At 62.4% G+C, this 25074-nt stretch carries 27 protein-coding genes; 17 read left to right on the forward strand and 10 right to left on the reverse strand.

The window, feature by feature from the left end; all coding sequences use genetic code 11:
• Positions 1–22: 22 nt before the first annotated feature.
• From pgeF to lgt, 3 genes are read right to left on the reverse strand one after another with little or no spacing between them, the layout of a single operon-like run.
• Positions 23–790, reverse strand: coding sequence for a peptidoglycan editing factor PgeF (gene pgeF / locus DS839_RS08310; RefSeq protein WP_119269818.1), 768 nt, complete (start codon positions 788–790; stop codon positions 23–25).
• Entirely contained in the window at positions 787–1854 is a 1068-nt protein-coding gene (locus DS839_RS08315; RefSeq protein ID WP_368911350.1) for a class I SAM-dependent methyltransferase, read from the reverse strand. Before DS839_RS08315 ends, pgeF begins: the two co-directional genes overlap by 4 nt.
• Entirely contained in the window at positions 1851–2654 is an 804-nt protein-coding gene (lgt, locus tag DS839_RS08320) for a prolipoprotein diacylglyceryl transferase (protein WP_119269819.1), read from the reverse strand. Before lgt ends, DS839_RS08315 begins: the two co-directional genes overlap by 4 nt.
• Positions 2655–2814: 160 nt before the next feature.
• On the opposite strand from lgt, the gene DS839_RS08325 reads away from it, so the two are divergent.
• The 7 genes from DS839_RS08325 (at position 2815) to DS839_RS08355 (ending at position 6368) form a co-directional block, all read left to right on the forward strand.
• Positions 2815–3123, forward strand: coding sequence for an accessory factor UbiK family protein (locus tag DS839_RS08325; RefSeq protein ID WP_119269820.1), 309 nt, complete (start codon positions 2815–2817; stop codon positions 3121–3123).
• 197 nt (positions 3124–3320) lie between these two features.
• Positions 3321–3821, forward strand: a complete 501-nt coding sequence (locus DS839_RS08330; RefSeq protein WP_119269821.1) for a type III secretion system chaperone family protein — start codon at positions 3321–3323, stop codon at positions 3819–3821.
• Complete coding sequence (proC, locus tag DS839_RS08335) at positions 3818–4639, forward strand: pyrroline-5-carboxylate reductase (protein ID WP_119269822.1); 822 nt, start codon at positions 3818–3820, stop codon at positions 4637–4639. The genes DS839_RS08330 and proC overlap by 4 nt, the downstream gene beginning before the upstream one ends.
• 32 nt (positions 4640–4671) lie before the next feature.
• The gene (locus DS839_RS08340; RefSeq protein ID WP_119269823.1) at positions 4672–5331 is read left to right on the forward strand and encodes a TetR family transcriptional regulator; all 660 of its coding nucleotides are present in this window, start codon (positions 4672–4674) and stop codon (positions 5329–5331) included.
• Positions 5315–5674 (forward strand): tRNA-binding protein, encoded by a 360-nt coding sequence (locus tag DS839_RS08345; RefSeq protein WP_119269824.1) that lies wholly within the window; start codon positions 5315–5317, stop codon positions 5672–5674. The genes DS839_RS08340 and DS839_RS08345 overlap by 17 nt, the downstream gene beginning before the upstream one ends.
• 69 nt (positions 5675–5743) lie before the next feature.
• The gene (locus tag DS839_RS08350; RefSeq protein WP_119269825.1) at positions 5744–5974 is read left to right on the forward strand and encodes an AbrB/MazE/SpoVT family DNA-binding domain-containing protein; all 231 of its coding nucleotides are present in this window, start codon (positions 5744–5746) and stop codon (positions 5972–5974) included.
• The gene (locus DS839_RS08355) at positions 5964–6368 is read left to right on the forward strand and encodes a PIN domain-containing protein (RefSeq protein ID WP_119269826.1); all 405 of its coding nucleotides are present in this window, start codon (positions 5964–5966) and stop codon (positions 6366–6368) included. The genes DS839_RS08350 and DS839_RS08355 overlap by 11 nt, the downstream gene beginning before the upstream one ends.
• A gap of 3 nt (positions 6369–6371) precedes the next feature.
• On the opposite strand, the gene DS839_RS08360 is transcribed toward DS839_RS08355, so the two are convergent.
• On the reverse strand, positions 6372–7367 hold the full coding sequence (locus DS839_RS08360; RefSeq protein WP_119269827.1) for an aldo/keto reductase: 996 nt from the start codon (positions 7365–7367) through the stop codon (positions 6372–6374).
• Between the two features lie 98 nt (positions 7368–7465).
• On the opposite strand from DS839_RS08360, the gene DS839_RS08365 reads away from it, so the two are divergent.
• Positions 7466–8362: a LysR family transcriptional regulator gene (locus DS839_RS08365; protein ID WP_119269828.1), complete on the forward strand. Its 897-nt coding sequence runs from the start codon at positions 7466–7468 to the stop codon at positions 8360–8362.
• Here the strand turns inward: DS839_RS08365 and DS839_RS08370 are convergent.
• The gene (locus tag DS839_RS08370; RefSeq protein ID WP_119269829.1) at positions 8346–9050 is read right to left on the reverse strand and encodes a DUF1194 domain-containing protein; all 705 of its coding nucleotides are present in this window, start codon (positions 9048–9050) and stop codon (positions 8346–8348) included. The genes DS839_RS08365 and DS839_RS08370 overlap by 17 nt on opposite strands.
• A 141-nt stretch (positions 9051–9191) precedes the next feature.
• On the opposite strand from DS839_RS08370, the gene DS839_RS08375 reads away from it, so the two are divergent.
• The 3 genes from DS839_RS08375 (at position 9192) to DS839_RS08380 (ending at position 13671) form a co-directional block, all read left to right on the forward strand.
• The gene (locus tag DS839_RS08375; RefSeq protein ID WP_119269830.1) at positions 9192–11621 is read left to right on the forward strand and encodes a GcvT family protein; all 2430 of its coding nucleotides are present in this window, start codon (positions 9192–9194) and stop codon (positions 11619–11621) included.
• Positions 11622–11746: 125 nt separating this feature from the next.
• Positions 11747–13441, forward strand: coding sequence for a hypothetical protein (locus DS839_RS36360; protein WP_162918384.1), 1695 nt, complete (start codon positions 11747–11749; stop codon positions 13439–13441).
• A complete protein-coding gene (locus tag DS839_RS08380; RefSeq protein WP_119269831.1) occupies positions 13438–13671 on the forward strand; it encodes a hypothetical protein in 234 nt (77 codons plus the stop codon). The genes DS839_RS36360 and DS839_RS08380 overlap by 4 nt, the downstream gene beginning before the upstream one ends.
• A 365-nt stretch (positions 13672–14036) precedes the next feature.
• Here the strand turns inward: DS839_RS08380 and DS839_RS08385 are convergent, their stop codons facing one another.
• Positions 14037–14939, reverse strand: a complete 903-nt coding sequence (locus DS839_RS08385; protein WP_119269832.1) for a MurR/RpiR family transcriptional regulator — start codon at positions 14937–14939, stop codon at positions 14037–14039.
• Positions 14940–15156: 217 nt separating this feature from the next.
• Between DS839_RS08385 and DS839_RS08390 the strand changes: the two genes are divergently transcribed.
• From DS839_RS08390 to DS839_RS08415, 6 genes are all read left to right on the forward strand, one after another.
• Positions 15157–16473, forward strand: coding sequence for a M20 family metallopeptidase (locus tag DS839_RS08390; protein ID WP_119269833.1), 1317 nt, complete (start codon positions 15157–15159; stop codon positions 16471–16473).
• 30 nt (positions 16474–16503) lie between these two features.
• A complete protein-coding gene (locus DS839_RS08395) occupies positions 16504–17742 on the forward strand; it encodes an ABC transporter substrate-binding protein (protein ID WP_119269834.1) in 1239 nt (412 codons plus the stop codon).
• Between the two features lie 64 nt (positions 17743–17806).
• Entirely contained in the window at positions 17807–18562 is a 756-nt protein-coding gene (locus tag DS839_RS08400; protein ID WP_368911356.1) for an ABC transporter ATP-binding protein, read from the forward strand.
• Entirely contained in the window at positions 18559–19293 is a 735-nt protein-coding gene (locus DS839_RS08405; protein WP_368911358.1) for an ABC transporter ATP-binding protein, read from the forward strand. Before DS839_RS08400 ends, DS839_RS08405 begins: the two co-directional genes overlap by 4 nt.
• Positions 19290–20171, forward strand: coding sequence for a branched-chain amino acid ABC transporter permease (locus DS839_RS08410; protein ID WP_119269835.1), 882 nt, complete (start codon positions 19290–19292; stop codon positions 20169–20171). Before DS839_RS08405 ends, DS839_RS08410 begins: the two co-directional genes overlap by 4 nt.
• On the forward strand, positions 20171–21151 hold the full coding sequence (locus tag DS839_RS08415) for a branched-chain amino acid ABC transporter permease (RefSeq protein ID WP_119269836.1): 981 nt from the start codon (positions 20171–20173) through the stop codon (positions 21149–21151). Before DS839_RS08410 ends, DS839_RS08415 begins: the two co-directional genes overlap by 1 nt.
• Here DS839_RS08415 and DS839_RS08420 read toward each other — a convergent pair.
• The 4 genes from DS839_RS08420 to DS839_RS08435 form a co-directional block, all read right to left on the reverse strand.
• Complete coding sequence (locus DS839_RS08420; RefSeq protein WP_162918385.1) at positions 21129–21947, reverse strand: class I SAM-dependent methyltransferase; 819 nt, start codon at positions 21945–21947, stop codon at positions 21129–21131. The two genes, DS839_RS08415 and DS839_RS08420, sit on opposite strands and share 23 nt — an antisense overlap.
• 4 nt (positions 21948–21951) lie before the next feature.
• On the reverse strand, positions 21952–22464 hold the full coding sequence (locus DS839_RS08425) for an OsmC family protein (protein WP_119269838.1): 513 nt from the start codon (positions 22462–22464) through the stop codon (positions 21952–21954).
• Between the two features lie 114 nt (positions 22465–22578).
• Positions 22579–23802: a multidrug effflux MFS transporter gene (locus DS839_RS08430; protein WP_119269839.1), complete on the reverse strand. Its 1224-nt coding sequence runs from the start codon at positions 23800–23802 to the stop codon at positions 22579–22581.
• Positions 23803–23814: 12 nt separating this feature from the next.
• Entirely contained in the window at positions 23815–25038 is a 1224-nt protein-coding gene (locus DS839_RS08435; protein WP_119269840.1) for a multidrug effflux MFS transporter, read from the reverse strand.
• Between the last annotated feature and the right edge of the window lie 36 nt (positions 25039–25074).

A 25074-nucleotide genomic window follows, 5' to 3' on the forward strand; every position in this document is an offset into this window, starting at 1 on the left:
CCCTCACTCGATGTCTTGATTGTCAGCGCGACAGCACGATGGCGGAAATCTGGCGGCCATAGTCTTTTTCGTTGCGATGCGTGGCGCGGCGGAAGCTGTAGAAACGATCTTCGTCGACATAGGTGCACAGGCCCATGTCGACGACCTCGCCGACACCTTGCCGCGTCAGGCGGCGCTTGAGATAGGCCGGCAGGTCGAACATGTGGTGGCGGGCGCGCGGCGAGGGCGTGAAGAAATCCGCATTGTCCCGGGCCTCGGCGATGAACTGAGTGGCGAAATCGGGGCCGACCTCATAGGCATCTCGCGAGATCGTCGGGCCGATGACGGCGGTGATGCGCTCGCGCCGCGCTCCTTTCTCTTCCATGACGGCAATGGTTGCATCGCTGACACCGGCAAGGGCGCCTTTCCAGCCGGCATGCGCCGCGCCGATGACGCCCGCTTCAGCATCGGCGAAGAGAATGGGCGCGCAATCGGCGGTGAGGACGGCAATGGCAAGGCCGGGGCTCGTGGTGACGATGGCATCGCCCTTGGGCGGTTTGAGCACGTTCCAGGGCGTTTCGGCGACGATGACGTCGGGGCTGTGCCACTGCCATACGGTGAGCAGCTTATCGTTCGCGACCCCGAGCCTTTCGCCGGCGGCGGCGCGGTTCCTGGCCACCGCCTGCTTGTCGTCGCCCGATCCGAAGCCGCAGTTCAGCGAAGCGAAGAGGCCCGAGGAATGGCCGCCCTGGCGGGTGAAGAATCCATGCCGAAGGGATTTTGCCGATGTGAGTTGTGAAGCTTCGATCATGGCGAACCAAAAGGATAAGGCGTTGCTAGTCCAGGCGATGTGGCCGCCATAACCTTGAACAGGTTACCCATTTGATTTTCTCCGGCAAGCCGTTCCGTCGCATGGGCAATAATCTTGCGTTCCGCGAGCTTGGCCTTGCGACTGAGCAAGGCGGCACGTGTCTCGATACCCATGGCGAGCAGGAACTGCCGCTGGGTGATCGGCCCAAAAATGACAGCGCCGCCTTGCGTCAAAGCGCGCCTCAAGCTTTCGAAGTCGACATGCGAGGTGAGATCGGCCTCGCCCGGCCGGTCGAGGATACTGCAGAATTTATGGCGGCGCACAGCCTGCAGCGTGTCGCCGAGCGCGGAAGCCGCATGGCCGTAGTCGAAGACGATGAGGGCGCCGGGGAACCGCGCCAGGTGAGCGCCGATGCGGCGCGCGATGTCGTCTCGCGTGGGCCCCGTCTCGAATATGGCGCCCTCGCTCGCGGGCGGTCCAGCGAGCGGAAAGGCCGTGCGTCCGAGCACCAGACGATCATCCGCGCTTAAGCCGATGCGCCGCTCCATCCATTGCCCCTGGTGGAACTCATATTGACGGATGGGCAGGGCATCGAAGAACTCATTGGCGATGATGATCGAAGGGCCGTCGGGCAGGCTGTCGACGGTCTCATGCCAAGTGACTTGAGCGCCGAGCTTCTCGCTTTGCAGCTTGCGCAAGGTCGGGCTCGTCTCGACCAGGTGGATCTGCGCGCCGTCGTTGAAACCGGGCATCACGCGGGTCGCCCTGAGCACGTCGCTCATCAGCGTGCCGCGTCCCGGCCCGAGCTCGATCAGGCTGAATCGACTTGGCGTGCCCAAGGCCTGGAAGGCGGCAGCACACCAGATGCCGACAAGCTCGCCGAAGATCTGCGAGATCTCGGGCGCGGTGATGAAATCGCCGTCCGGCCCGAAAGGATCGCGCGACATGTAGTAGCCATGGAGCGGGTGGCCGAGGCAGAGCGCCATATAGCGATCGAGCGGCATCGGCCCGTCCTCGCGGATCATCGCGACGATCAGGCTCTCGAGCGGCGTCGGCTTCTTCATGTATGGCGCGACCGCAAGAGCAGCCAGATGCCGATGGCGACCAGGGGCAGCGAGAGGATCATGCCCATGGTGATGAAGCCCGCGAAGTAGCCGAGCTGGGCGTCAGGCTCGCGGAAGAATTCGACGATGATGCGCGACAGGCCGTAGCCGAGAGCGAAGAGCCCGGAAGCGCGGCCGGGATGAGCCAGCGCCTGGAAGCGATGAGTGGCGATGCGCACGATGAGGAAGAGCACCAGGCCTTCGAGGATGGCTTCGTAGAGCTGGCTCGGATGGCGCGGCACCTGCAGCGGGTCGTTGGGGAAGATCATCGCCCAGGGGACGTCGCCCGGGCGCCCGTAAAGCTCGCCATTGATGAAATTGGCGAGCCGTCCGAGGCCAAGGCCGACAGGGGTCGCGGCGGCACCGAGATCCAGAAGCCGATCGAGCGTGGCACCGTGCCGCTTGCCATAGATGAGCAGCGCCACCACCACGCCCAGGAATCCGCCATGGAAGGACATGCCGCCTTCCCACATCTTGAAGATGTCGAGCGGGTTCGCCGCGAAATGCAGCGGATTGTAGAACAGCACATAGCCGATCCGGCCGCCCAGGATGACGCCGAGCGCGATCCAGATGAAGAGATCATCGACCTGCTGGGGCGTGATGGTGGGCGTCCGGTCGGCCCATAAGGCCTTGGTGGCGACTAGGCGCTTGGCGTACCAGATCGCGAAAACGAGACCGGCAATATAGGCCAGCGCATACCAGCGCACGGCGAAGGGGCCGATGGAGAAGGCGACGGGATCGATATTGGGAAAGTCGATCATGGGGGCTCGACCTTAAGGTCGGGCCATCCGGGGTCAAGCGATTCACCTTGAATTGCATCGCTCCCATACCTAATTGTCAGGGCACCGGAGCACAGGGCCGCTCAGCTGCACAGCGTCGGCGTCCTATGTATTTCGCTCCCTTGCTTTTGGAGGATCCTCGATGACCACGACATCATCCCGGTTCTTTGACGAACTCGCCAAGCTCGCCACCAATGCCGCCGGTGCGGCGCAAGGGGTCAGGCGCGAGATCGATACGCTCGTGAAGGCGCAAGTCGAACGCGTCCTCAATGATGTGGGCGTCGTGAAGCGCGAAGATTTCGATGTCGTGCGCGAGATGGCGCAGAAGGCACGCGAGGAAAATGATCGCCTCCATCAACGTATCGCGGTGCTCGAGGCGCGGCTCGGTGTGACACCGCCGGCCGCCGGCAGCCAGCAGGGCGAATCGCCCGGCGAGACTGCGACTCACTGACGCTTCGATTCCCTTGCCTGGATGGCCGCCTCGAGGGCGGCTTAAATCCTTTATCTGGATGGCCGCCTCAAGGACGGCCATGAAATCCATTGTGGAGGAATCACCTCCATGGTTAACGCGCGGCTTGAAGCGACTCAAACGCTTGGGCACGGTCCGTCCCAGGACTGACGAATTGATTCGTCGCTGGGAATTGGTGAATGGCGGGCCTGCAATCGCTCTATAAGGACACTTCCAACCCGCTCGACCGGGTGGAGCATATCGCGCACGGCCATGACTGGTTCATCGACCGTTCGGCGGAAGACGAAGTGAACATGATCGTCGCCGCCGCCTGGGGCGATATGAGCATTAGCATCCATTGGCGGGAAGATTTCGAGAGCCTGCATCTTGCCTGCAGCTACGATCTCAAAGTGCCGATGAACCGGCGCGAGGAGATCGGACGGCTTCTGACGCTGATCAATGAGCAGCTCTATTTCGGCCATTTCGACATCTGGCGCCAGGACGGGTCGGTCCTCTTGCGCAACAATCTCATCCTTTGCGGCGGAGCCCGCGCCACCGATGCGCAATGCGAGGCGCTGATACGGATCGCCATAGAAACTTGCGAGCGCTATTTCCCGTCTCTACAATTCGTCATCTGGGCCGGAAAGAGCGCCGAGGAGGCTCTGGAGGCTAGCCTTCTCGACACCGTAGGCGAGGCATGACAATTGCATTGAAGGGTACCTTGGTTCTGGTCGGCGCCGGCAAGATGGGCGGCGCCATGCTGGAAGGCTGGCTCAAGAGCGGTGTCGCGCCGCAGCAGGTGGTGGCGCTCGATCCCTCGCCGCCGCCCGAGATCCTGGCGCTTCTGCAAATGCATCGCATCAGGCACAATCCGGCGGTGGCGACGGTGAAGGATGCCGAGGTCGTGCTCGTCGCGGTCAAGCCGCAAGTGATGGAGGACGTGCTGCCCGGGGTCGCGAGCCTCAAGGCGTCGCAGCCGCTGGTGGTCTCGGTCGCCGCCGGCAAGACGATCGCCTCCTTCGTCCGGCATTTCGGCGAAGATGCCGCCATCATCCGTACCATTCCGAATACGCCGGCCGCGGTCGGCCGCGGCATCACAGCGATGGCGGCGAACGGGAATGTTTCGCCGGCCCAGCTCGCTTTGGCCACCAGCCTGCTTTCGGCCATAGGCGAAGTCGTGACGGTCGCCGACGAGGGGCTGATCGACGCCGCTACCGCCGTTTCGGGCTCTGGCCCCGCTTATGTCTTCTATCTCACCGAATGCCTCGCCGCCGCCGGCGTGTCCGCCGGCCTGCCGCAGGACGTCGCCGTCAAGCTCGCGCGGGCGACGGTGGCGGGGGCAGGGGAGCTGATGCGGGTGACCGGCGAAGAGGCCGCGACGCTCCGGCAGAATGTGACCTCCCCCAAGGGCACGACCTATGCAGCGCTCCAGGTGCTGATGGCCGAAAACGGGCTCGAGCCCTTGATGAAAGAGGCCATCGCTGCGGCAACCCGCCGCTCGCGCGAATTGGCAAGCTGACGCCGCATTCTTAGTCCGCTAAACTCTTTTCCATGAGCAATGAAACGCGCGACCTCATCGTCGATGCTGCTTTGCGTCTGGCGGCCGACAAGCCGTGGCCGGAGATAACGCTCACCGACATAGCCCAGGCCGCCGGCGTCAGCCTCGCCGAGCTTGCCCGGCACGTCTCCGGCAAGCCCCAGATCCTCGAGGCCTTTGCCCGGCGGATGGACGTTGAGCTTCTGGCCTCGCTCACCAGCGATCCCGTCGAAGGCGATGCGCATGACCGCCTGTTCGACATCATGCTGCGCCGGTTCGAGTTGCTGGCGCCTTACAAGGCGGCGATCGCCAATATCGCCAAGGCCCCGGCCGACGGGCCGGCCGAATGGCTCCACCTCCTGGCGTCCTCGCTCACGACGCAGGGCTGGATGCTGGCCGCCGCCGATATCAAGCTCTCCGGCTTCACCGGCGACGTTGCCAAATTGGGCCTGGCCAAGATTGCGACCGACACCTTGCGCATCTGGCTCAAGGACGACGATGCCGGCCTGGCGCGCACCATGGCCGCTCTCGACCGCAAGCTCCGCGACGGCGAGGCGCTGATGAACCGGCTTGAAACGCCGATCGCCTTGTGCTCTGGCTTTGCCCGCGTCTTCCGCAGCCTCAGGGAAGAGCGGACATCCTCAAAAGCACAGGCCCATGACACAGCCGACTGACAAGCCAGCGCCGATCACCTTCGACGATTTTCTCAAAGTCGACGTCAGAGCCGGGACCATCATCGCGGCGGAGCCTTTTCCGGAAGCGCGCAAGCCCGCCTTCAAGCTGCAGATCGATTTCGGTCCCGAGATCGGCGTGAAGAAATCCTCCGCTCAGATCACCAAACACTACCGGCTCGAGGAGCTGGTCGGGCGGCAGGTCGCCGCGGTGGTCAACTTCCCGCCGCGCCAGATCGGCAAGTTCATGTCGGAAGTGCTGACCCTCGGCTTTCCCGACAGCGAGGGCGAAGTGGTGCTGGCCGCCATCGAGCGCAAAGTGCCCAATGGCGGAAGGCTATATTAGCCGACGAATGCCTTGAAAAAGGGCATTCCATGATATACATTTATTTCATGTATATCATGGAGAATGACCATGCAAGTCGCCAAATGGGGCAATAGTCTTGCGGTTCGGCTGCCCGCCACTGTGGTCGAAGCTCTTGAACTGAAAGAGGGTGATGAGATCGAAATCCATGTCAACGATGTGCGCAGCTTCGGCATAGAGCGCAAGCCCAGTCGTAAGGATTTGCTGAAGCGGCTTCGCGAATTTCGTGGTCGACTCCCTGCGGACTTCAAATTCGATCGCGAAGATGCGAATGCCCGGTAGTTTCTTTGACACCAATGTGTTGGTGTATCTGTTGTCAGATGATCAGGCAAAAGCCGATCGCGCTGGGGTGCTCATTGAAGAAGGCGGGACGGTCAGCGTGCAAGTGCTGAATGAACTCGCCAATGTAGCGCGTCGGAAGAGAACGCTGCCATGGAGTGAGCTTCGTCAGTTCCTGTCGACGGTCTGCTCCCTTCTTGAGGTCTGTCCGCTGACCAAGGAACTCCATGATAGAGGTCTTGCGCTGGCGGAACATCACAAGCTCTCGGTCTATGATGCCATGATCGTGGCCGCTGCTCTCGAAGCCGGATGTGAAACGCTATGGTCGGAAGATATGCACCACGGATTGATGATCGAGCACCAGCTCAGAATCATCAATCCGTTTGTCGCTGCGTAGGCGTTAAGCGTTGACGAGCTTGAGGCCTTCTTCGGTGTAGCGCTTGCCGGCGACGGCTTCCTTGGGAACGGCCGCGGCGATGGCGGCGAGCTCCTTGGGTGTCAGCGTCACATCGACCGCGCCGATATTCTCCTCGAGGTGCTTTACCTTGCGCACGCCCGGAATCGGCACGATGAAATCGCCCTGATGCAGAACCCAGGCGAGGGCCAGTTGGGCCGTGGTCACACCCTTGTCGCGCGCGAGGTTCTCGAGCGTCTCCACCAATGACAGGTTTGCCTTGATGGTGTCGGCCTGGAAGCGCGGCTGCGTGCGGCGCCAGTCATTGTCGCCCAAGGCGTCGGTGCTGCGGATGGCGCCGGCCAGGAAGCCGCGGCCCAACGGGCTATAGGGGACGAAGCCGATGCCGAGCTCGCGGCAAGCGGCGAGCACCTCCGCTTCCGGATCGCGCGTCCACAGCGAATATTCGCTCTGCACGGCCGCTATGGGATGAACCTTGTGCGCCCGGCGGATGGTCGCGGCACTGGCTTCCGAAAGGCCGAGCGCCTTCACCTTGCCGGCTTTCACCAACTCGGCCATGGCGCCCACCGTGTCCTCGATCGGCACGTTGGGATCGACGCGATGCTGATAATAGAGATCGATCACGTCGATCCCCAAACGCTTCAGCGAGGCATCGGCGACGTCCTTCACGTGCTGAGGTCGGCTGTCGACGCCGGTGATGGGGGAGGGACCTCCACGGTTCCTGTCGAAGGTGAAGCCGAATTTCGTCGCGATCACCACCTTGTCGCGCAGGCCCGTGAGCGCCTTGCCGAGCAGGATCTCGTTGTCGAAGGGGCCATAGACTTCGGCGGTGTCGAAGAAAGTGACGCCGAGATCGACGGCGCGACGCAGCGTCTCGAGCGATTTCGCCTCTTCCTGGCCGCCATAGGCATAGGTCATGCCCATGCAGCCGAGGCCGATTGAGGAAACGGTGAGGTCGGCGCCGAGCTTGCGATGTTTCATTGATATTCTCCTCTTTGGAAAGTCATCCCTATTTGGTGCCAAGGCATTTGTTCGATAAGTCGTGCAATGATGAACAGGTTGTTCTATTCTGTTCATCAATGAAGCGAAGCGATCTCGCAGGCCTTACGCTCTTTGCCGAAGTCGTGGTGCATGGCGGATTTCGCGGTGCCGCCAAGGCCATCGGCATATCGCCCTCGGCGGTGAGCCATGGCATCGCCAATCTCGAGAAGCGTCTGGGCGTGCGGCTCCTCAACCGCACGACGCGCAGCATTGCGCCGACCGACGCCGGCATCGGCCTCCTGGCGCGTCTCGGTCCAGCGCTCAGGGACATTGATGCAGCACTGGCCGGCCTCTCCGACGTCGGCGACGAGCCGGCCGGCGTCCTGCGGCTGACGCTGCCACAATCCGCCGCGGACTTCCTGCTCATCCCGCATCTCACCAGTTTCCATGAGCGCTTTCCTGGCATCACTCTCGACCTTCATGTCGACAACAGCTTTACCGACATCGTCGCTCACAATTTCGACGCCGGTATCCGTCTCGGCGAAAGCCTCGAGCAGGACATGATCGCGGTGCGCATCGGCGGCGATCTGCGGAGTGTCATTGTGGCGACGCCTGGTTACCTTGCGTCCAAAGGCATTCCGCAATCACCCGCCGACCTGCAGCATCACAATTGCATCGGTCTCAGATTTCCACGTGGCCTCTATCAATGGGAACTCGCCCAGGACGGAAAAGAGATCGAAGTTGCCGTCGAGGGCTCGCTCATCCTGAATGACGGCAACCTCGTCGTGGAAGCCGCGAAGTCCGGGCTGGGGCTCGCTTATGTCTTTGAAGACCGGGTAAGAGAGGATCTTGCGGCTGGCCGCCTGGTCCGTGTGCTCGAGGATTGTTGTCCGGCCTATCCCGGCTTCTTCGTCTATTATCCGCGCCAGCGCCAGATGCGTCCCGCTCTGCGCGCCTTCATCGACTTCATCCGGCAGACTAATCGAGGGACGTAATGTGCGGACGGTATTCGATCTCGCGCAGGAGCTTCAGGCGCATAGCCGATGCGAAATCCTCGTAGCTCTTCGCCGCCATCACGAAGCTCTCAGGCCCCGCCTGGACATTCTTGCGATAATAGTCGGCGAGATCGCCGACCTCGTTCTGGATGGCAAGCCCGTTGACCACCACCCCGCGGCTCAGAGCCATGGCGCGCGCCTGGTCGACGAGCACGGTGAATTCCCGCGCGACCGACTCGCGGCCGTCGCCCGAGACGTCGACGGTTTGGCGCGGCGCTTCGATGCCGTTCGCCTCGAGGCTGCGCAGGGCGCTGGCGATGCCTTCGCCAATCGCGGTCGCACCCGTCTGTCGGCGTGGAAAGGCTTCGGCCATCCGGGCGAAATTTTCGGCATCAGCCTCTGAGGCGATGATGAACCAACCAGTCATGTCCTTGGGAACCTGCGGCTCGGCCCAGACCAGGAGATTGACGGCGATCGCCTTGGCCGGACCCGAGCGAATCGCCTTGCGGACATCGGGATCGCGGAACCCTGAGGCAATGCCCGAAAGCTGGAGCGCATATTCCGCGTCATTGACGCTGCCCGAGGCATCGACCGCGAGCACGAGCTCGAGATCGACAACAGCATCGCCGGCCCGACTTTCCAGAACCAGGCTCAGCCCAAGGAAGAGGACGGCCAGCAGATAGCGCATCGCTTGCCTAAGCCTACAGGCTGCGCCGCGCTCGGGGCAGGGTTGAAAACTTCTCACCGGTGAGACGCCGTACCGCCGTTGCGAGGCTTCCGGGCATTCGCTAGAACCAGCCGGATTATCCCCGTCTTTTCAAGGAATCCCATGCGCAGTCAGGCTCGTGTTGTGGTCATCGGCGGCGGTGTCGTCGGTGCATCTGTGCTCTATCACCTCACCAAGCGCGGCTGGAAGGACGTGGTGCTCATCGAGCGCGATGAGCTGACCTCGGGCTCGACCTGGCATGCGGCGGGTGGATTTCACACGCTCAACGGCGATCCCAATGTCGCCAAGCTGCAGGAATATACGATCAACCTCTACAAGGAGATCGAAGAGATCTCAGGCCAGGCGACCGGCATCCATCTGACCGGCGGCGTGATGCTCGTTTCCAATCGCGACCGCTGGGACTGGCTCAAGATGGCGCATGCGCGCAACCGCTATCTGGGCGTCCCGACCGAGCTGATCCCGGTGAAGGAGGCGAAGAAATACTGGCCCTTGCTCGACGAGAAGCAGTTCATCGGCGCGATGTTCCATCCGCTCGAAGGCCATCTCGATCCCGCCGGCACGACCCATGCCTATGCCAAGGCGGCGCGCATCCAGGGGGCTGAGGTCATCCGCAAGAACAGGGTCACCGACACGGTACAGCGCCAGGACGGCAGCTGGGACGTCGTCACCGAAGAGGGCACGATCCATGCCGAGCATGTGGTCAATGCGGGGGGCCTCTGGGCGCGCGAGGTCGGGCGTTTCGTCGGCCTCGAGCTGCCGATCCTTGCCATGGCGCATCAGTACCTCATCACCGAAGAGATTCCGGAAGTCGTCGCCTTCAACAAGGAAAACGGGCGCGAGATGCTGCATTGCATCGATTTCGACGGCGAGCTCTATATGCGCCAGGAACGCACCGGCGCGCTGGTCGGCACCTATGAGCCCAATGGAAGGCCATGGTCGCCGAAGGCCGCCCCCTGGGATTTCTCGACCGAGCTTCTGCCGCCCGATCTCGATCACATCTCCGCCAATCTCGAACGCGCCTTCCAGCATCATCCCGCTTTGGCCAAGGCCGGAATCAAAAATGTCATCCACGGGCCCTTCACTTTCGCGCCCGACGGCAATCCACTGGTCGGCCCGATCCGGGGCCTGCGCAACTATTGGGTCGCTTGCGGCGTGATGGCAGGCTTCAGCCAGGGCGGCGGCGTCGGCCTCGCTTTGTCAAACTGGATCGTCGATGGCGATCCAGGCTTCGACATCTGGGCGATGGATGTGGCGCGCTACGGCTCATGGGCCAACATGTCCTACACCTCGAAGAAGGTGATCGAAAATTACGGACGCCGCTTCCGCATCACCTTCCCGAACGAGGAGCTGCCCGCGGCGCGGCCGCTGCGGACGAGCCCGCTCCATGACCGGTTCAAGGCGATGGGCGCCTTCTTCGGCGTGAGCTACGGCCTCGAGCAGGCGCTGTGGTTCGCGCCCAAAGGCAAGAAGCCCACGGAGAAGATCACCTTCCGCCGCTCCAACGCCTTTCCGATCATCGGCGATGAGTGCCGCGCGGTGCGCAATGGCGTCGGCGTGATCGAGATCACGGGCTATGCCAAATACGAGATCACCGGCGCCGGCGCCGAGCCCTGGCTGTCGCAGCTTCTCGCCAACCGCATGCCGGCCAAGGGCCATCTGGTGCTGACACCGATGCTCAACGAGGCCGGCAAGCTCATCGGCGATTTTACCGTCGCCAAGGCGGAGGACGAGCGCTTCTACATCTTCGGATCCGGTCCGGCCGAGAATTACCACATGCGCTGGTTCGAGGCGCATCTGCCGAAGGATGGCAGTGTCGCGGTGCGTCCACTGACCACCGAACTCACCGGGCTATCAATCGCTGGTCCCAAATCGCGCGAGCTCCTGGCGAAGCTCACCGATCAGGATGTGTCAAATGCGGCACTGCCCTTCATGGCCTTCCGCGAGATGGATCTAGGCCTCGTGCCGGCGAAGGTCGGGCGTGTCTCCTTCACCGGCGATCTGGGCTATGAGATCTGGGTCAGGTCCGATTACCTCACGACCTTGCATGACATGATTGTCGAAGCGGGGCGCGATCTGGGGCTTGCCCATTTCGGCGGCAGGGCGCTGATGTCGCTCAGGCTCGAAAAATCCTGGGGCACCTGGGCGCGCGAATATCGCCCGATCTATGGTCCTCTCGAAGCGGGCTTAGGCCGCTTCGTGTCCTTCAAGAAGAACGATTTCATCGGCCGCGATGGGGCGCTCAAGGAGAAGGAGACCGGCGGCAAGCTCAGGCTCCTTACCTTCACTGTCGACACCAAGGATGTCGATGTGATCGGCGACGAGCCGGTCTGGCACAGGAACAACGTCGTGGGCTGGATCACATCCGGCGGCTATGCCCATCATGTCGGCCGCTCGGTGGCGCTGGGCTATGTGCCGAAGGAGATCGCTGAGGTGGATGACGGCTTCGAGATCGAGATCATCGGCAGGCGCTACAACGCCCGGCCGCAGCGCGAACCCTTGTTCGACCCCAAGGGGGAGCGGATGAAGAGCTGACGACGGCGGGTGTGGAGAGCCTCGTTCATTATGACATTAACTAGCGTAGTGGCCCGGTCATACGCTTTACCATTGACATTTTTACGTTAAAAACGTATAAGGCCCTGAAAATGGAGTGATGGGCTATGACCGATGAAGAGTTTGCCAGACTATTCCCGAACGCGACTTGGCCGAAGACCTTTGAGAGCAAGAGCGCTACCCACGTGATTCCAACGGATCCCGCAAAGCATATCGAAAGGTTTCTCGCCTCTCCGATAACTGAAGATAAAATACCTCCGGACAGCGTAGGGTCGCTCCGCAACTACATGCCAACTCCGCGCGATAGGCTGGCCGACGTCCTATATGGAATTTATGGCAGCGATCCCGAAGGGAAGCACCGCGTCGACAACTTGATGAATTATGCGGACTTCTTCGGCGGCACGTTATTTGGTGCATACGACACGCCGCGAGCCCTCGGCGAAGGCCGGTACAAGGATGCTGTTTTGCCTGGCGTGATGACCTTTGCGCCCTTCGCCGGCAAGCCTGTGAAAATGCTGACCGGAGCAATGAATCGCAAGGGCCACTATGACGACGTTGTCGAGAATTTTGCGAGTTCTTCCAGGACTCCCAATGCAACTGCCGCCACAGGAAACGGAATCAACGTAACGCCGGCAACACGACAGGCTCAATTCACGGCGGGTCCGTTCGGCGAACAAATTCCTCAAATAAGAACGATTGAGGCAGTGGAGGACGCACTGCCTCAAATGCCAGGAAGCAAACCAGGGGGCTGGGATAATATTGTCTTCGAAGAGCCCAGGCCGGGCGAATTTTGGGCCCGTTCAAGCCCGTGGATGGTACAATATGGGCCACTACGCAAGCCACCGCGCGAATTCGCACTTGACTATCCAGATGGGGGTGTTGCCGACGAAGCGGGAAACCTCTTAAAGGATATCAGTGGCAATGATCTTGTATCAAAGAAGATCGCGGGAAGACGAAAGAAGGGCGAAAAGGACCAAGGCCTAACGCCAGATACAATCCGTTCCATCATTGAAGATGATTTCAGGGTACCTATTCTAAGGGTTCATAAAAGCGAGTTGCCTGGCCGTTCCTTGGGCGCAGTTGCGACCCGTGACGGTGTTCCCATTTGGATAAAAGTTTGGGATCGCCTACCCCAGGATCAGACCAATGTTGTGCTAGCGCATGAACTTGGTCACATTATCGATTACGCTACAGGACGGCAGACAACGAGAGGCCTTACTCAAGAACTGGATGGGATTTTCAGTGAAAACATAAGCGGCCAGCCGAACCGAATGCCTCTAATCACTCCAAAATCGGTTGGCTACCAAAGGGATGCGTACGGACGAGAAAGAATGGCTGAAGCCATTCGAACAGCCATCGTCAATCCCAATACAATAAAAACTATTGCACCAAAAACTGCCAAGTTCCTGAGAGAAATCATAAACAAGCACCCGATTGTCTCAAAAATACTGCAGGTCAACGGCGTTCCGCTCGGTATCCCTGCAGTTACCGCGGTCACAGCGATTACAGGAGGGGACAATCCTTCGAAGGCGCAGGTACCTGCGAGGGACCCTCGTGGCGCGTATACCTCCATCAGCGCATATCCGTGGAGCGGTTCCGGCAATACAAGAAAGCTTGCGTCTGCACTTCTCGCAGCCGGCGTCAGGCCAATCCCCGATTCACTTCAGTCTATCACACGTGTCTTATCGAGCGCACGAGACGGGTCTGTCCGGCCTGGCCGAAAAGAATCCAAAGATCTCGTTCGAGCGCTCATCGAGCTTAACGCCAGGCAGAATCGTCAATTCTATGGCGGCCCAAGATGACGGATGAACAGTCTATTGATCAGGAAGTCCATGACAACGGTAGTGGCTGGTACGCAAAAATGACGGCTTGGGCGACGACTTGGCCGACGGCGACGGGTCCACGTCCTCACTGGCTTGATCAACTGACGCCTGCGGAAAAGCTGCAGTGTGAAGCCGAGGAGCGCTGGGCGGCCCGCGCTTATGTGGAGGACTTGCCAGGCCCGGTGCGGATTCACGTGATTGTCGACTGAGGTGCTCGCTCACGCCAATTGTCGACGACCTCGATGGCTTGACAAACTGACTCCCGCGGAATGGCGGCAGTAGCCGAAGTGATATGGGCGGTCGGAGAAGACTGCCAAGCCTGGTGCGAATATCGGTGCACGAAAATCCTTGGGCTCTGAGTGCGTGCATGCGAAGTGCGAGTGAACAACCAATGTGATTGGGCGCCCAAGATCCGGCAGGTCAGCATTTAAAAAGCCATCCTCATGCCACGCAATCCGGCAGCACACCCTAGCGAAGCGCTGGAAGGTGAGCTGGTTAGCAACGACGAATATTTCGTATGAGCTGACGGCACGCCTACTCAACGTACGTGCTGAGGGAGATCAGATACCACTCCTCATTTCTCGCTTGCAACTTTCTTTTTCTTTGCGACCTTCCGGTTGGACAGTGAAAAGCGAATCTGATCCCAGGATTCGATGCGCTTGCGGGTGGCTGGCCAGTCGGCCTCCGACACGCGCATGATCATGGCTTCGACCAGAGTGAGCAGGCAGACCTGGGTGTCCCAGGCCGTCTTGAGCTCGATCGGCACGGCGAAGATATGCGTGCTGTGGGCCGCAACCGGCGACAGCCACTTGTCGGTGACCGCAATGACGATCGACTGTCTTTGCTCGGATATGACGCGCGCGAGCTCGGCCAGATTGGGCTGGTAGCGGCGGACGTCGAACAGGATGACGACGTCCTGCTTGCGCATGCGCAGGACATATTCCGGCCAGAGCTCCGCGTTCGACGGCAAGTGGTAGATGCGGCTGCGGATCTGGTGGAGATGGATCGACAGGAGGAAGGCGATGCCGTCGGTCACGCGCCCGCCGAGAATGAAGATGTTGCGCGACGTGTCGGTCAGCAGCGAGCACACCTTGTCGAACTGCTGCAGCGGCATGTTCTCGGCCATGAACTTCATCTGCCGCATGAGCCGATGGGTGTAGTCGATCAGGAAATGGGCGCCGCGCGCCGGCGCCTCGGTCACCTTCAGCTCGATCGGCGAAAGCTCGCGCTGCTTCAGCTCGCCGATCAGCTGGCGCTGGAATTCCTGATAGCCGTTGCAGCCGATCTTGGCGACGAAGCGCGTGATCGACGGCGCGCTGACGCGCGTTCGCCTGGCGAGCTCCTGTATGGGGACGAGGCCGCCATAAGGATAGTCGGCGAGGATAACGCCCGCGATCTTGCGCTCGCTGGCGGTCAGCTCATCCGCAAGCTCCGCTATTCTTGCTTTCAGGCCCTTCTTGGTCTCGGTCTCGCGCATGCCGCGGCAGCTCCCCCCATCTCGACGCACCATCCCATTTTGAAAAAAAATCTTCAATTCGAAAATCGATGTTGACTTTGATCAAATATTTTCGTTCCAATGATTTTAAGAAGAGCATTGCGGAATGACCCGACGGGCAGATTTCTGACCGGCCGAGCGATCATGTCGGCGAACCAGCGATGCCTTGGCGAGGAACGGCAGGACGAGAGGGGCACCGATGGGCAAAACCCAGGACGCGATCAACGCAGTGTGGAAAGCGCTCGACGCGGATCGGGATTATGTGACGGTCCTTACCCAGAATCTCGTCCGCATCCCGTCCGTCAATCCGAAGTTCGTCAAGGACCCTGAGCAGAACCGCGAGAGCGCCGTCCAGGACCTGGTCGGGAAGGAGCTCACGTCTTTTGGCATGTCGATCGACCGCTGGGACGTCTTTCCGGAGCGTCCCAATGTGGTCGGCGAGCTCACCGGGTCGGAAGCGAAGAGCCTGCTTCTGTGCGGACATATCGACGTGGTGCCGGTCGGCGAGCGTGGCGCCTGGACCGTCGATCCGTTCGGCGGGGAGATCAAGAACGGCAAGCTCTATGGACGCGGCGCCGTCGACATGAAAAGCGGCGTCGCCGCTGCCATCGCGGCCGTGCGCGCCATCCGCAAAGCGGGGATCGATCTAGAGGGGCGGCTGGCGATCCATTCCGTCGTGGACGAGGAGACCGGCGGCTTCGGCGCGATCGATGCGGTCAAGCGCGGCAAGCTGGCGAAGGCGGCGATCATCACCGAGCCGAGCTGGGGCGAGATCCAGGTCTGCGAAGGCGGCCTCGAATGGATCCGCATCACCATTAGCGGCCGGCAAGGCCACTCGGCCTGGCGCTACAACGAGATCTGGCCGCAACGCGACGAACCCTCGCGCCTGCGCCCGGCAGTCAACGCCATCGACATCGCGGCGCGCTTTATCGAGGCGCTGCGGCAGTTCGAAAGCTCGCGCTGCCGGCTCCGGCAGCATCCGCTGCTGCCACCCGGCATGAACACGATCAATGTCGGCGTCATCCGCGCCGGCGCCGGACTGGGGCCGGACGGCCTGCCGCTGATCATGACCAATCCGGCCATCATTCCCGATATCGCGGTCATCGACCTCGATTACAAGTTCCTGCCCAACCAGACCAAGGAAGAGATCCGGGCCGAGTTCGAAGCCTTCGTCCATCACTTCTGCCAGCAGGATCTTTGGCTCCAGGAGCATCCGATAAGGATCCAGTGGGAGCTGGGCGGCCTGCATTTCCCGCCCATGGACACGCGGCCCGATCATCCGGTCGTCCAGTCCTTGTTCAAGTACCGCAGCGAACTCGGCGGCAAACCGAAGATCACCGGCTTCATCGCGGTCGCCGACTGCGCCCATTATGCCGGCGCGGGCGTCGATGCGGTGATCTGCGGCGCCACCGGAGACGGCTTCCACGGCACGGATGAATATGTCGACGTCGCCTCGATCCACGAGACCACCAAGACGCTTGCGGCGACCATCATCGACTGGTGCGGCGCGCGCTGAACAATCGCAACGAAGAACAGGGGAAGGAACATGAAATCGTCGATCGCTATCAAGAGTCTGTTTCTGGCCGCCGCGATGCTCGTGACGCTACCCGCCTTGGCTCAGGAGAAGGTGGCGAAGATCGGCGTGCTGGCGCCGCTGACCGGAGGTGCCGCCGCGGATGGCAACGAGATGGTCAATGGCGCCAAGCTCGCGGTCGATGAGATCAATGCCGCCGGCGGCGTCGCCGGCTACAAGCTCGAAGTGGTCGTCGGCGACACCCAGGACCAGACGGCCGATGCCGTCACCAGCGCCTTCGAGCGGCTGACGGGCGACCGCGATCTCAATGCCATGGTCACCGGCTATGCCAGCGGCAGCAATTTCGAGATCGAGATGATGGCGGAGCAGGAGATGCCCTATCTCATCTCCGCGAACTCGGCCCAGACGCGCGACATCATCGCGCCCGAGCCCGACAAGTTCCCCACGGTCTGGTCGCTGACACCCTCCTACGACGCCTATGAGAGCGAGATGGTGCCGGTGCTCAAGGAACTGCAGGACGGCGGGAAGCTCAAGCTCCAGAACAACAAGGTCGCGCTGATCTCCTCCGACAATCCCTATTCCAAGACGATCATGGAGGGGCTGAAGAAGAACTTCGAGGCGGCCGGCTGGACCGTCACCTCTGCCGACCTGTTGCCCTTCGGCGAGATCAACGACTGGCGAGCCTTCCTCGCCCGGGTGCGGCAGGACAATCCGGCGCTCGTCGTCAACACCGACTACCAGCCGGGCAATGCCGCCAAGTTCCTGACCCAGTTCCTCGAGCAGCCGACCGACAGCCTCATCTTCATCCAATATGCGCCCTCGGTGCCCGAGTTCCTGAACCTCACCAAGGAACATGCGACGGGTGTCGTCTACAATCTGCTCGGCGGGGTCCTCAACACGCCGAAGAACCCGCGGGCGGCGGAAGTCCTCGGAAAGTACAAAGACAAATATGGCAGCGAGCCCGGCACCTATGGGCCGGCACTCTATGAGCAGATCTATATCTATGCCGAGGCCTTGAAGAAGGTCGGCGATCCGAGCAAGCGGCTCGAGATCGGCAAGGCGATCGGTGAGACACAGAAGCAGGTCGCCAGCGGCATGCTCAAATTCGATCCGAAGACGCATCTCGCCATGCAGGGCAATGACGCCATACCGATCCAGTTCTTCCAGATCTGGAATGGCGAGCGCGTCCTGTTCTATCCCGGCGCCTATTCAACCGGCGAATTCCAGGTACCGCCCTGGATGAAAAAATAGTGGTCACCCGATAGGAGCCGCGCGTCCACGGTGGATGCGCGCCTCCGGCGGTATCGAAAGATCGATGACCCAAGCGTCCCACGACATACCCTTGCTCGAAGTGCGGAACGTCACCCGGCGCTTCGGCGCCTTGCTCGCCGTCAACGATGTCTCGTTCACGGTGCGTCAGGGCGAGGTTTTGGGCATCGCCGGGCCGAATGGCAGCGGCAAGAGCACGCTCTTCAATGTGATAACCGGCATTCCGTTCCCGCCCAGCGCCGGCGAAGTCCTGCTGGCCGGCCAGCCGATCCACCAGATGCGGCCGCACCAGATCAGCCGCGCCGGCGTGCTGCGTACTTTCCAGAAGGACGCCGAATTCGCCACGCTGAGCGCCTTCGAGAATGTCTATGCGAGCGCCGTCTATTGCGGGCAGATGAGCCGCGATGCGGCGCAGGCGGCGGCAAGACAGGCGCTCGCGGATGTTGCCTTGCCGCAGGAGCGCCACGGCCAGGCCGCGTCGAACCTCTCGGTGTTCGAGCGCAAGCAATTGATGATCGCCTCGGCCATAGCGGGCCGGCCCAAGGTGCTCCTGCTCGACGAGCCGGCGGCCGGCCTGACCAAGCCCGAGATATCAGGCCTGTCGAACCTCATCCATACGGTGCATGGACGCGGTGTCACGATCCTGCTGATCGAGCATGTGCTGCCGCTGCTCCTCAAGGTCTCGCATCACCTGATGGTACTCAATCAGGGCGCGGTGATCGCCGCCGGGGCGCCTCAGGACGTGGTGCGCAGCCCGCAGGTCGTCGAAGCCTATCTCGGCAAGCGGGGGGCGGAGCTGTGAGCGATCCGGCGAATGCCCTCGAGGTCGACGGCCTGCGCGCCGGCTATGACATGTCCGACGTGCTTCTCGGCATGAGCTTGCATGTCGGACCCCAGGAACGCGTGGGCCTGTTCGGACCGAACGGCCATGGCAAGACCACGCTCCTCAACACGATCTCCAAGGTGATCGCGCCGCATGCCGGCCGCGTGGTCTTCATGGGGGAAGCCATCGACGGCCTGCCGCCGCAGCAGATCGTCGCGCGCGGACTGATTCACGTCGCACAGGCGAACCGCTTGTTCCCCGACATGCAGATCATGGAGATCCTGGAGCTCGCCGCCTTCACGCCCCGCGCGCAGGCCGACCGCAAGGCCAATCTCGATTATGTGCTGGGCCTTTTTCCGCGGCTCGCCGAGCGGCGGCGTCAGCAATGCAAGACGCTGTCCGGCGGCGAGCGGCAGATGCTGTCGATCGGCGTCGGCCTGATGTGCGCGCCGCGCATGCTGATGCTCGACGAGCCGACGCTCGGCCTGTCGCCCAAGCTCAAGGACGAGCTTGCCGAAGCCATCGCGGAAATCTCCGGGCGCGGCATCCCGCTGCTGCTGGTCGAGCAGGACATCGCCTTCATCCTGTCGCTGGTCGAGCGCATGTATCTCGTCGATCACGGCGAGATCAGCCGCGAGATCCGCCGCGGCGGCGAGGTCGACCATCAGGAGATCATGAACATGTATTTTGGCGCGGACGGTGCCCGATGACCGCCGACACGATCAGCGCTATCCTGGTGAGCGGCATCGTGCTCGGCTCCATCTACGCGCTGATGGCGAGCGGGCTCTCGCTGGTGTGGACCACGCTCGGCATCTTCAATTTCGCCCATGGGGCGCTGATGACGCTCGCCGCCTATGTCGCCTGGACTGTATCGGACGGGGCGGGTCTCGGCTGGGGCCTGTCCGCCGGCATCGCCGTTTCGATCGCGGCGCTCGTCGGCGCCGGCATCCTGATGGAGCGGCTCGTGGTGCGACCCTTCTACGATCATCGCGACATCCTGCTCATCACCGTGATGACCACGCTCGCCGCGACGATCTTCCTGGAGAAGGGCATCCAGCTCCTGTGGGGGGCGAGGCTCAAGCAGCTCGCCCCGATCTGGCCCGGCAAGGTCGAGCTCTTCCGCACCGCGATCTCAGGGCAAGAGATGCTGATCATCATCGTGGCGCCCGTACTCCTCGGCGCGCTGGCGTTCTTCCTGCGCACCACAAGGATCGGCCGCGGCATCAGGGCCGTCGGCCAGAATCCGGACGCCGCAAGGCTGATCGGCATCGATGTGTCGCGCCTGTTCACCATCACCTTCGCGATGTCGGCCGTCCTCGCCGGATTGACCGGGATCCTGCTCGGCTCCGTCCGCCTGGTGACGCCGGAATTCGGCGCGGAGCCCCTGGTCAAGGCCCTGATCATCGTGATCTTCGGCGGGCTCGGCTCGCTCACCGGCACCATCCTTGCGGCCTATCTGATGGGGCTCGTCGAGGCGGCTTTGACCTTCTTCATCGGCATCTATTGGGCGCCCTCGATGATCTTCCTCCTGCTCATCATCGTCCTGCTGCTCAGGCCGCAGGGATTGCTCGGCAAGGTGGTGCGCTGATGGCCGGCCATGCACGGACCTTCATGCTGGGAGCCCTCATCGTCGCCGGGCTCCTGGTGCCGTTCTTCGTCGCGGACACCTATATCCGCCATTTGTTCATCGTCGCTTTCATCTACGGCATCGTCGCGGCGAGCTGGGACCTGAGCCTCGGCTATGCCGGCATATTCAATTTCGGCCATATCGCCTTCTTCGGCATCGGCGTCTATGTCACGGGGCTCGCGGCGAAGCTCATCGGCATAGACCCCTGGCTCGCCATGCTGATCGGCGGTCTTGCGGCCTCGGCCGCGGCGGTGCTCGTCGCGCTGCCCGTCGTGCGGCTGCAGGGCGTCTATGTGGTGCTGGTCACCTTCGCTTTCAGCCAGCTCGTGCTGCAACTCGTCATCAGCCAGTCGGCGGTGACCGGCGGAACGCAGGGCATGGTGCGGGTGCCGACGATCGAGCTCTTCGGCCACAATTTCCTGCGCGACTATAAATTCGGCTACTACTATGTCGCCTTCGCCTTGCTGATCGCGAGCGCCGCATGCCTGCGCCGACTGGCGCATTCCGATTTCGGTCTGTCGATCCAGGCGCTTAGGGACAACGAGGACTATGGCGTATCGCGCGGGATCTCGGTCGGCCTGCAGCGATTAAAGGTTCTCGTCGCCAGCGCCTTTTTCGCCGGCCTCGCCGGCGGCTTCTATGTCATCTATCTGCGTGTCGCGTCACCCGAGGTCTTCGACTTCTCGGTTGTCTCGCTGGTCCTCAGCATGGTCTTGATCGGCGGGACCGCCAGCATCTATGGCCCGATCTTCGCCGCCCTCGGCCTGACCTTCGTGTCCGAAGGGCTCGCCAATGTGGAAGGGCTGGCGGAAGGACGCTTCATCCTGGTGGCGGTCGCCATGGTGGCCGTCCTCTTGTTCCTGCCCAAGGGGCTCGCCTCGCTGCTCCCGGTTCTCCACCGTCTTTACGGCCGCGTCGCTAGCGCATGCCGGCAACAGTGACGAATTCACCAGGGATGAGGTAGCGGCCATCGGCGGCACGATGGTCCTGTACCGAGGCGAGGAACTCGTTCTCCACTTCCGCCAGCACTTGAGGCGTGAAGCGCTTGACCGCCAGCGCCACCGGTCCGCCGATGAGCATCGCGGTCAGCAGCGCTTTCTCGTCGCGGAATTCGAGCTCCTCCTGCTGGCAGTGCGCGCGTACGCCGTTCAGCCCCGCCGCGGCGAAATCGCGGGCGAGGTTGCCGGCGGTGCCGGGTCCGAAGAACATCGGGCAGACTTCCGAGGCGACGCGGGCATCGACAATGGGGAAGATCTCGGCCCAGCCGCAATTCCGGCGCTCGCCCCAGACGGTTGCGACCACGCGGCCGCCTGGCCTGACGGCGCGCCGCATCGATGCCACCGCCGCCGGCGGATCGGGGACATACATGATGCCGAGCGCGCAGAGGGCCGCATCGAAATGCTCCGCTTCGACGGCGAGATCATCGGCGCTCATGCGCGCCGTCGTTACCCAGGCAAGGCCTTCGGCGTCGCATCGGCGCCGCGTCAGGTCCACCATGTTCTGCGACAGATCGGTGGCGACGACCTCACCGTAGGGACCGACGGCGCCGGCGATCATGCTGGTGACAAGCCCGCTTCCGCAAGCCGCCTCCACCACGCGTTCGCCCGGCTTGAGCGATGCAAATTCAAGAAGCGCCCGCTGGGCGGGGAGGAGCGGAACTCGCCAGCCGTCCTCATAGAACGCCGACGCGGCGTCCCAGCCATAACGCTGAACCCGGTTCTGGAGCTTCGGATCCAAGGTCTTATCCGCCTGCCGCCACAACGCGGGCGGTGACGTTCTGGGCGTCCCGCAAGGCAAGAAAATAGGGGTCAGCCCCCAAGGCGCGATCGATCATGGCGGTTACGGTCTCCCACGGCCCCGAACTGCGGACCGAGATGATGAAGCGTGTCGCGAGCGGTGCGGCCGTGTTGCTGCCGACACCGAGCATGGCGCCGTCGTCGAAATCCATTTCGACGTCGACATCGATCGCATCGATTGCCACCGCCTCACGGGTCGCGGCAAGCTTGATGCCGATGGCCACGCAGCCGGCCAATCCGGCGCGGATGAAGAAACCAGGTGTCGGACCTTTCTCATCGCCGCCGAGGACCTTGCCCATGTCCATGACGGCCTCATGCTTCCCTTGGCGAAAGGCGCAGGTCAGACCATCCTCAATTCTCGCGCTGCCCTTGATCGTGCTCAAGGCCGCCTGTGGTTTCTGCTGAAAGACGGTGATGACGCGCTCCTGCGCGGCGCGAATTTCGGCATTCCTGTCCATGTCTTCATCTCTCCCTGGCGATGGCGGCCTATAGCACGGCACTTCGCTGCGGCACCACCGGAGATATGCGGTCCGCAGAGCAAAGCTCGTTGGATTATGCGGAAAACTGCGAAATCAATTCGGATTTGTTAGCCGTTTGCCACGGCCGCTCTCGGCCCACTCGGTCACCAGAAACGCGGCCAGGGCCAGGCCGGCAAAGCCTGCGAAAAGCGGGGTCACTGAGCCGTCATAGAGCCGCCCGATCGATGTGCCGGTAGAGACGGCGACGAGGGTCGAAGCCGATGCGATGATCGCCGCGGCGACGCCCGCGATATGGCCCATGGGCTCCATGGCGAGCGCGTTGTAGTTGCTGAACAGCATGCCGTTGAAGAAGAACAGCGCCGTCATGAAGCCCATGAACAGCCACAGGGGCGGATGGCCGTGGAGCAGGATGGTGGTCAGCAGAAATGCTGCGGCCAAGATGCAGACTGACCGCAACGCCCATTTGGACAGATTGCGCATGCCGAAGCGTACGACAAGCCGCCCGTTGATGACCGATGCGACGCCGATGCCGGCGGCCAGCAGGCCGAAATAGACAGAGAACATTTTGCCGGTGCCATATTGTTCCTGGAAGATCTGCTGCGCGGTGCCGAGATAGCTGATCACCGCGCCGAAGACGAAACCCGTCGCCACCGAATAGCCGAGCGTGACACGGTTGGTGATCGCCTCCCTGGCGGAACGCAGGATGCGGCCGATGGACAAGGGCACGCGATCGGATGGCGCCAGCGTTTCCGGCCGGCGCCTTGCCAGCCAGAGGAAATCGATCATGCCGGCGACCGCCAGTCCATAGAAGATGGCGCGCCAGTCGGCGATGAGCAGGATGAGCTGACCGATCGAAGGCGCGAGCACCGGCACCAGGATCAGCACCGCCATCACGAAGGACATGATCCGCGCCATGGGGGAGCCGGCATAGAGATCGCGCACCATGGCGGTGCCGACGATGCGGGGGCCGGCGGCGCCGAAACCCTGGAGCGCGCGGCCGGCGAGCATCATGGGAAAGTCGGTCGCGAAAGCGCAGATGAGCCCGCCGACGATGAAGCAGCCGATGCCGGCATACATTGCGGGCTTGCGCCCGGTGCTGTCGGAGATCGGGCCGTAGATGAACTGTCCGACCGAGAGGCCGGCAAAGAAGGCGGCGAGGACCAGTTGGCGGTCATTGGGGTCGCGCACGCTGAGATCGGCGGCGATGTCGCCCAGCGCCGGCAGCATCCCGTCGATCGACATGGCGATCAGCGAGAAGGTGAGCGCCATGAGCGCGATGAACTCGGCGCTGGTGCGGGCGGGGCTCGATGTCGACATGATGAGATTCTGTCAGCTCGGCGTGATGATCCGCGCGGCGCGCCCGCGTTCCGCCCATTCGGTGACGAGGAGGGCGAGCGTTTCCATGACGGCGAAGCCGGCGACGAGCGGGATGACGGTGCCGTCGTAGAGCTGTCCGATCGGCGTGCCGCTCCCGACCGCGACGAGGCTCGACAGCGATCCTATTACCGCCGCGGCGACGCCCGCTATATGGCCCATCGGCTCCATGGCCAGCGCGTTGTAGTTGCCGAACAGGAGGCCGTTGAAGAAGAACAGCATCATCATGAAGGCGACAAAAGCCCAGAGCGGCGGGTGGCCGCCGAGCAGCCACGCGACGAGAAGAAAGGCGAGCGACAGTATGCAGGCGGACCGCAACGCCCATTTGGACAGGTTGCGCATGCCATAGCGCATCACCAGCTTGGCATTGACGATGGAAGCGAGGCCGATGCCGGCGGCGAGCAAGCCGAAATAGAGGGCGAAGAGCTTGCCGGTGCCATATTGCTCCTGGAAGATCTGCTGCGAGGTGCCGAGATAGCTGATGAAGGAGCCGAAGACGCAGCCGGTGGCCAAAGTATAGCCGAGCGTGACCCGGTTGGTGACCGCCTCGCGGGCGGACCGCATGATGTGCCCGATCGACAGGGGAACCCGGTCCTTGGGCAGGAGCGTCTCGGGCTGGCGGGTCCACAGCCACAGGAAGTCGATGGCCCCGATGACGACCAGTCCATAGAAGATGGAGCGCCAGTCGGCGACGAGCAGCATGAGCTGCCCGATCGAGGGCGCCAGGATGGGCACCAGGATGAACACCGCCATCACGAAGGACATGATCCTGGCCATGGCGCGGCCGGCATAGAGGTCGCGCACCATGGCCATGGCGACGATGCGCGGACCGGCCGCGCCAAAACCCTGCAACACCCGGCCGAGCACCATGGTGGTGAAATCTTGGGTGAGGGCGCAGATCAGCCCGCCCAGGAGGAAGCAGCCGATGCCGGCATACATCGCGGGCTTGCGCCCGGTGCTGTCGGAGATCGGGCCATAGATGAGCTGGCCCAGCGTCAGGCCGGCGAAGAAGGCGGTGAGCACGAGCTGACGGTCGTTCGGGCCGCGGGCGCCGAGATCGGCCGCAATGTCGGCCAGCGCCGGCAACATCGAATCGATCGACATTGCAATCAGCGAGAATGTGAGTGCGACAAGCGCGATGAATTCCGCGCTGGAGCGGGTGGTTCCGGAGGCTGACATGGGGGACTTTCGCGACTGGCGCGGACAATAGCGGGC

It is taken from the genome of Taklimakanibacter deserti, assembly GCA_003574785.1.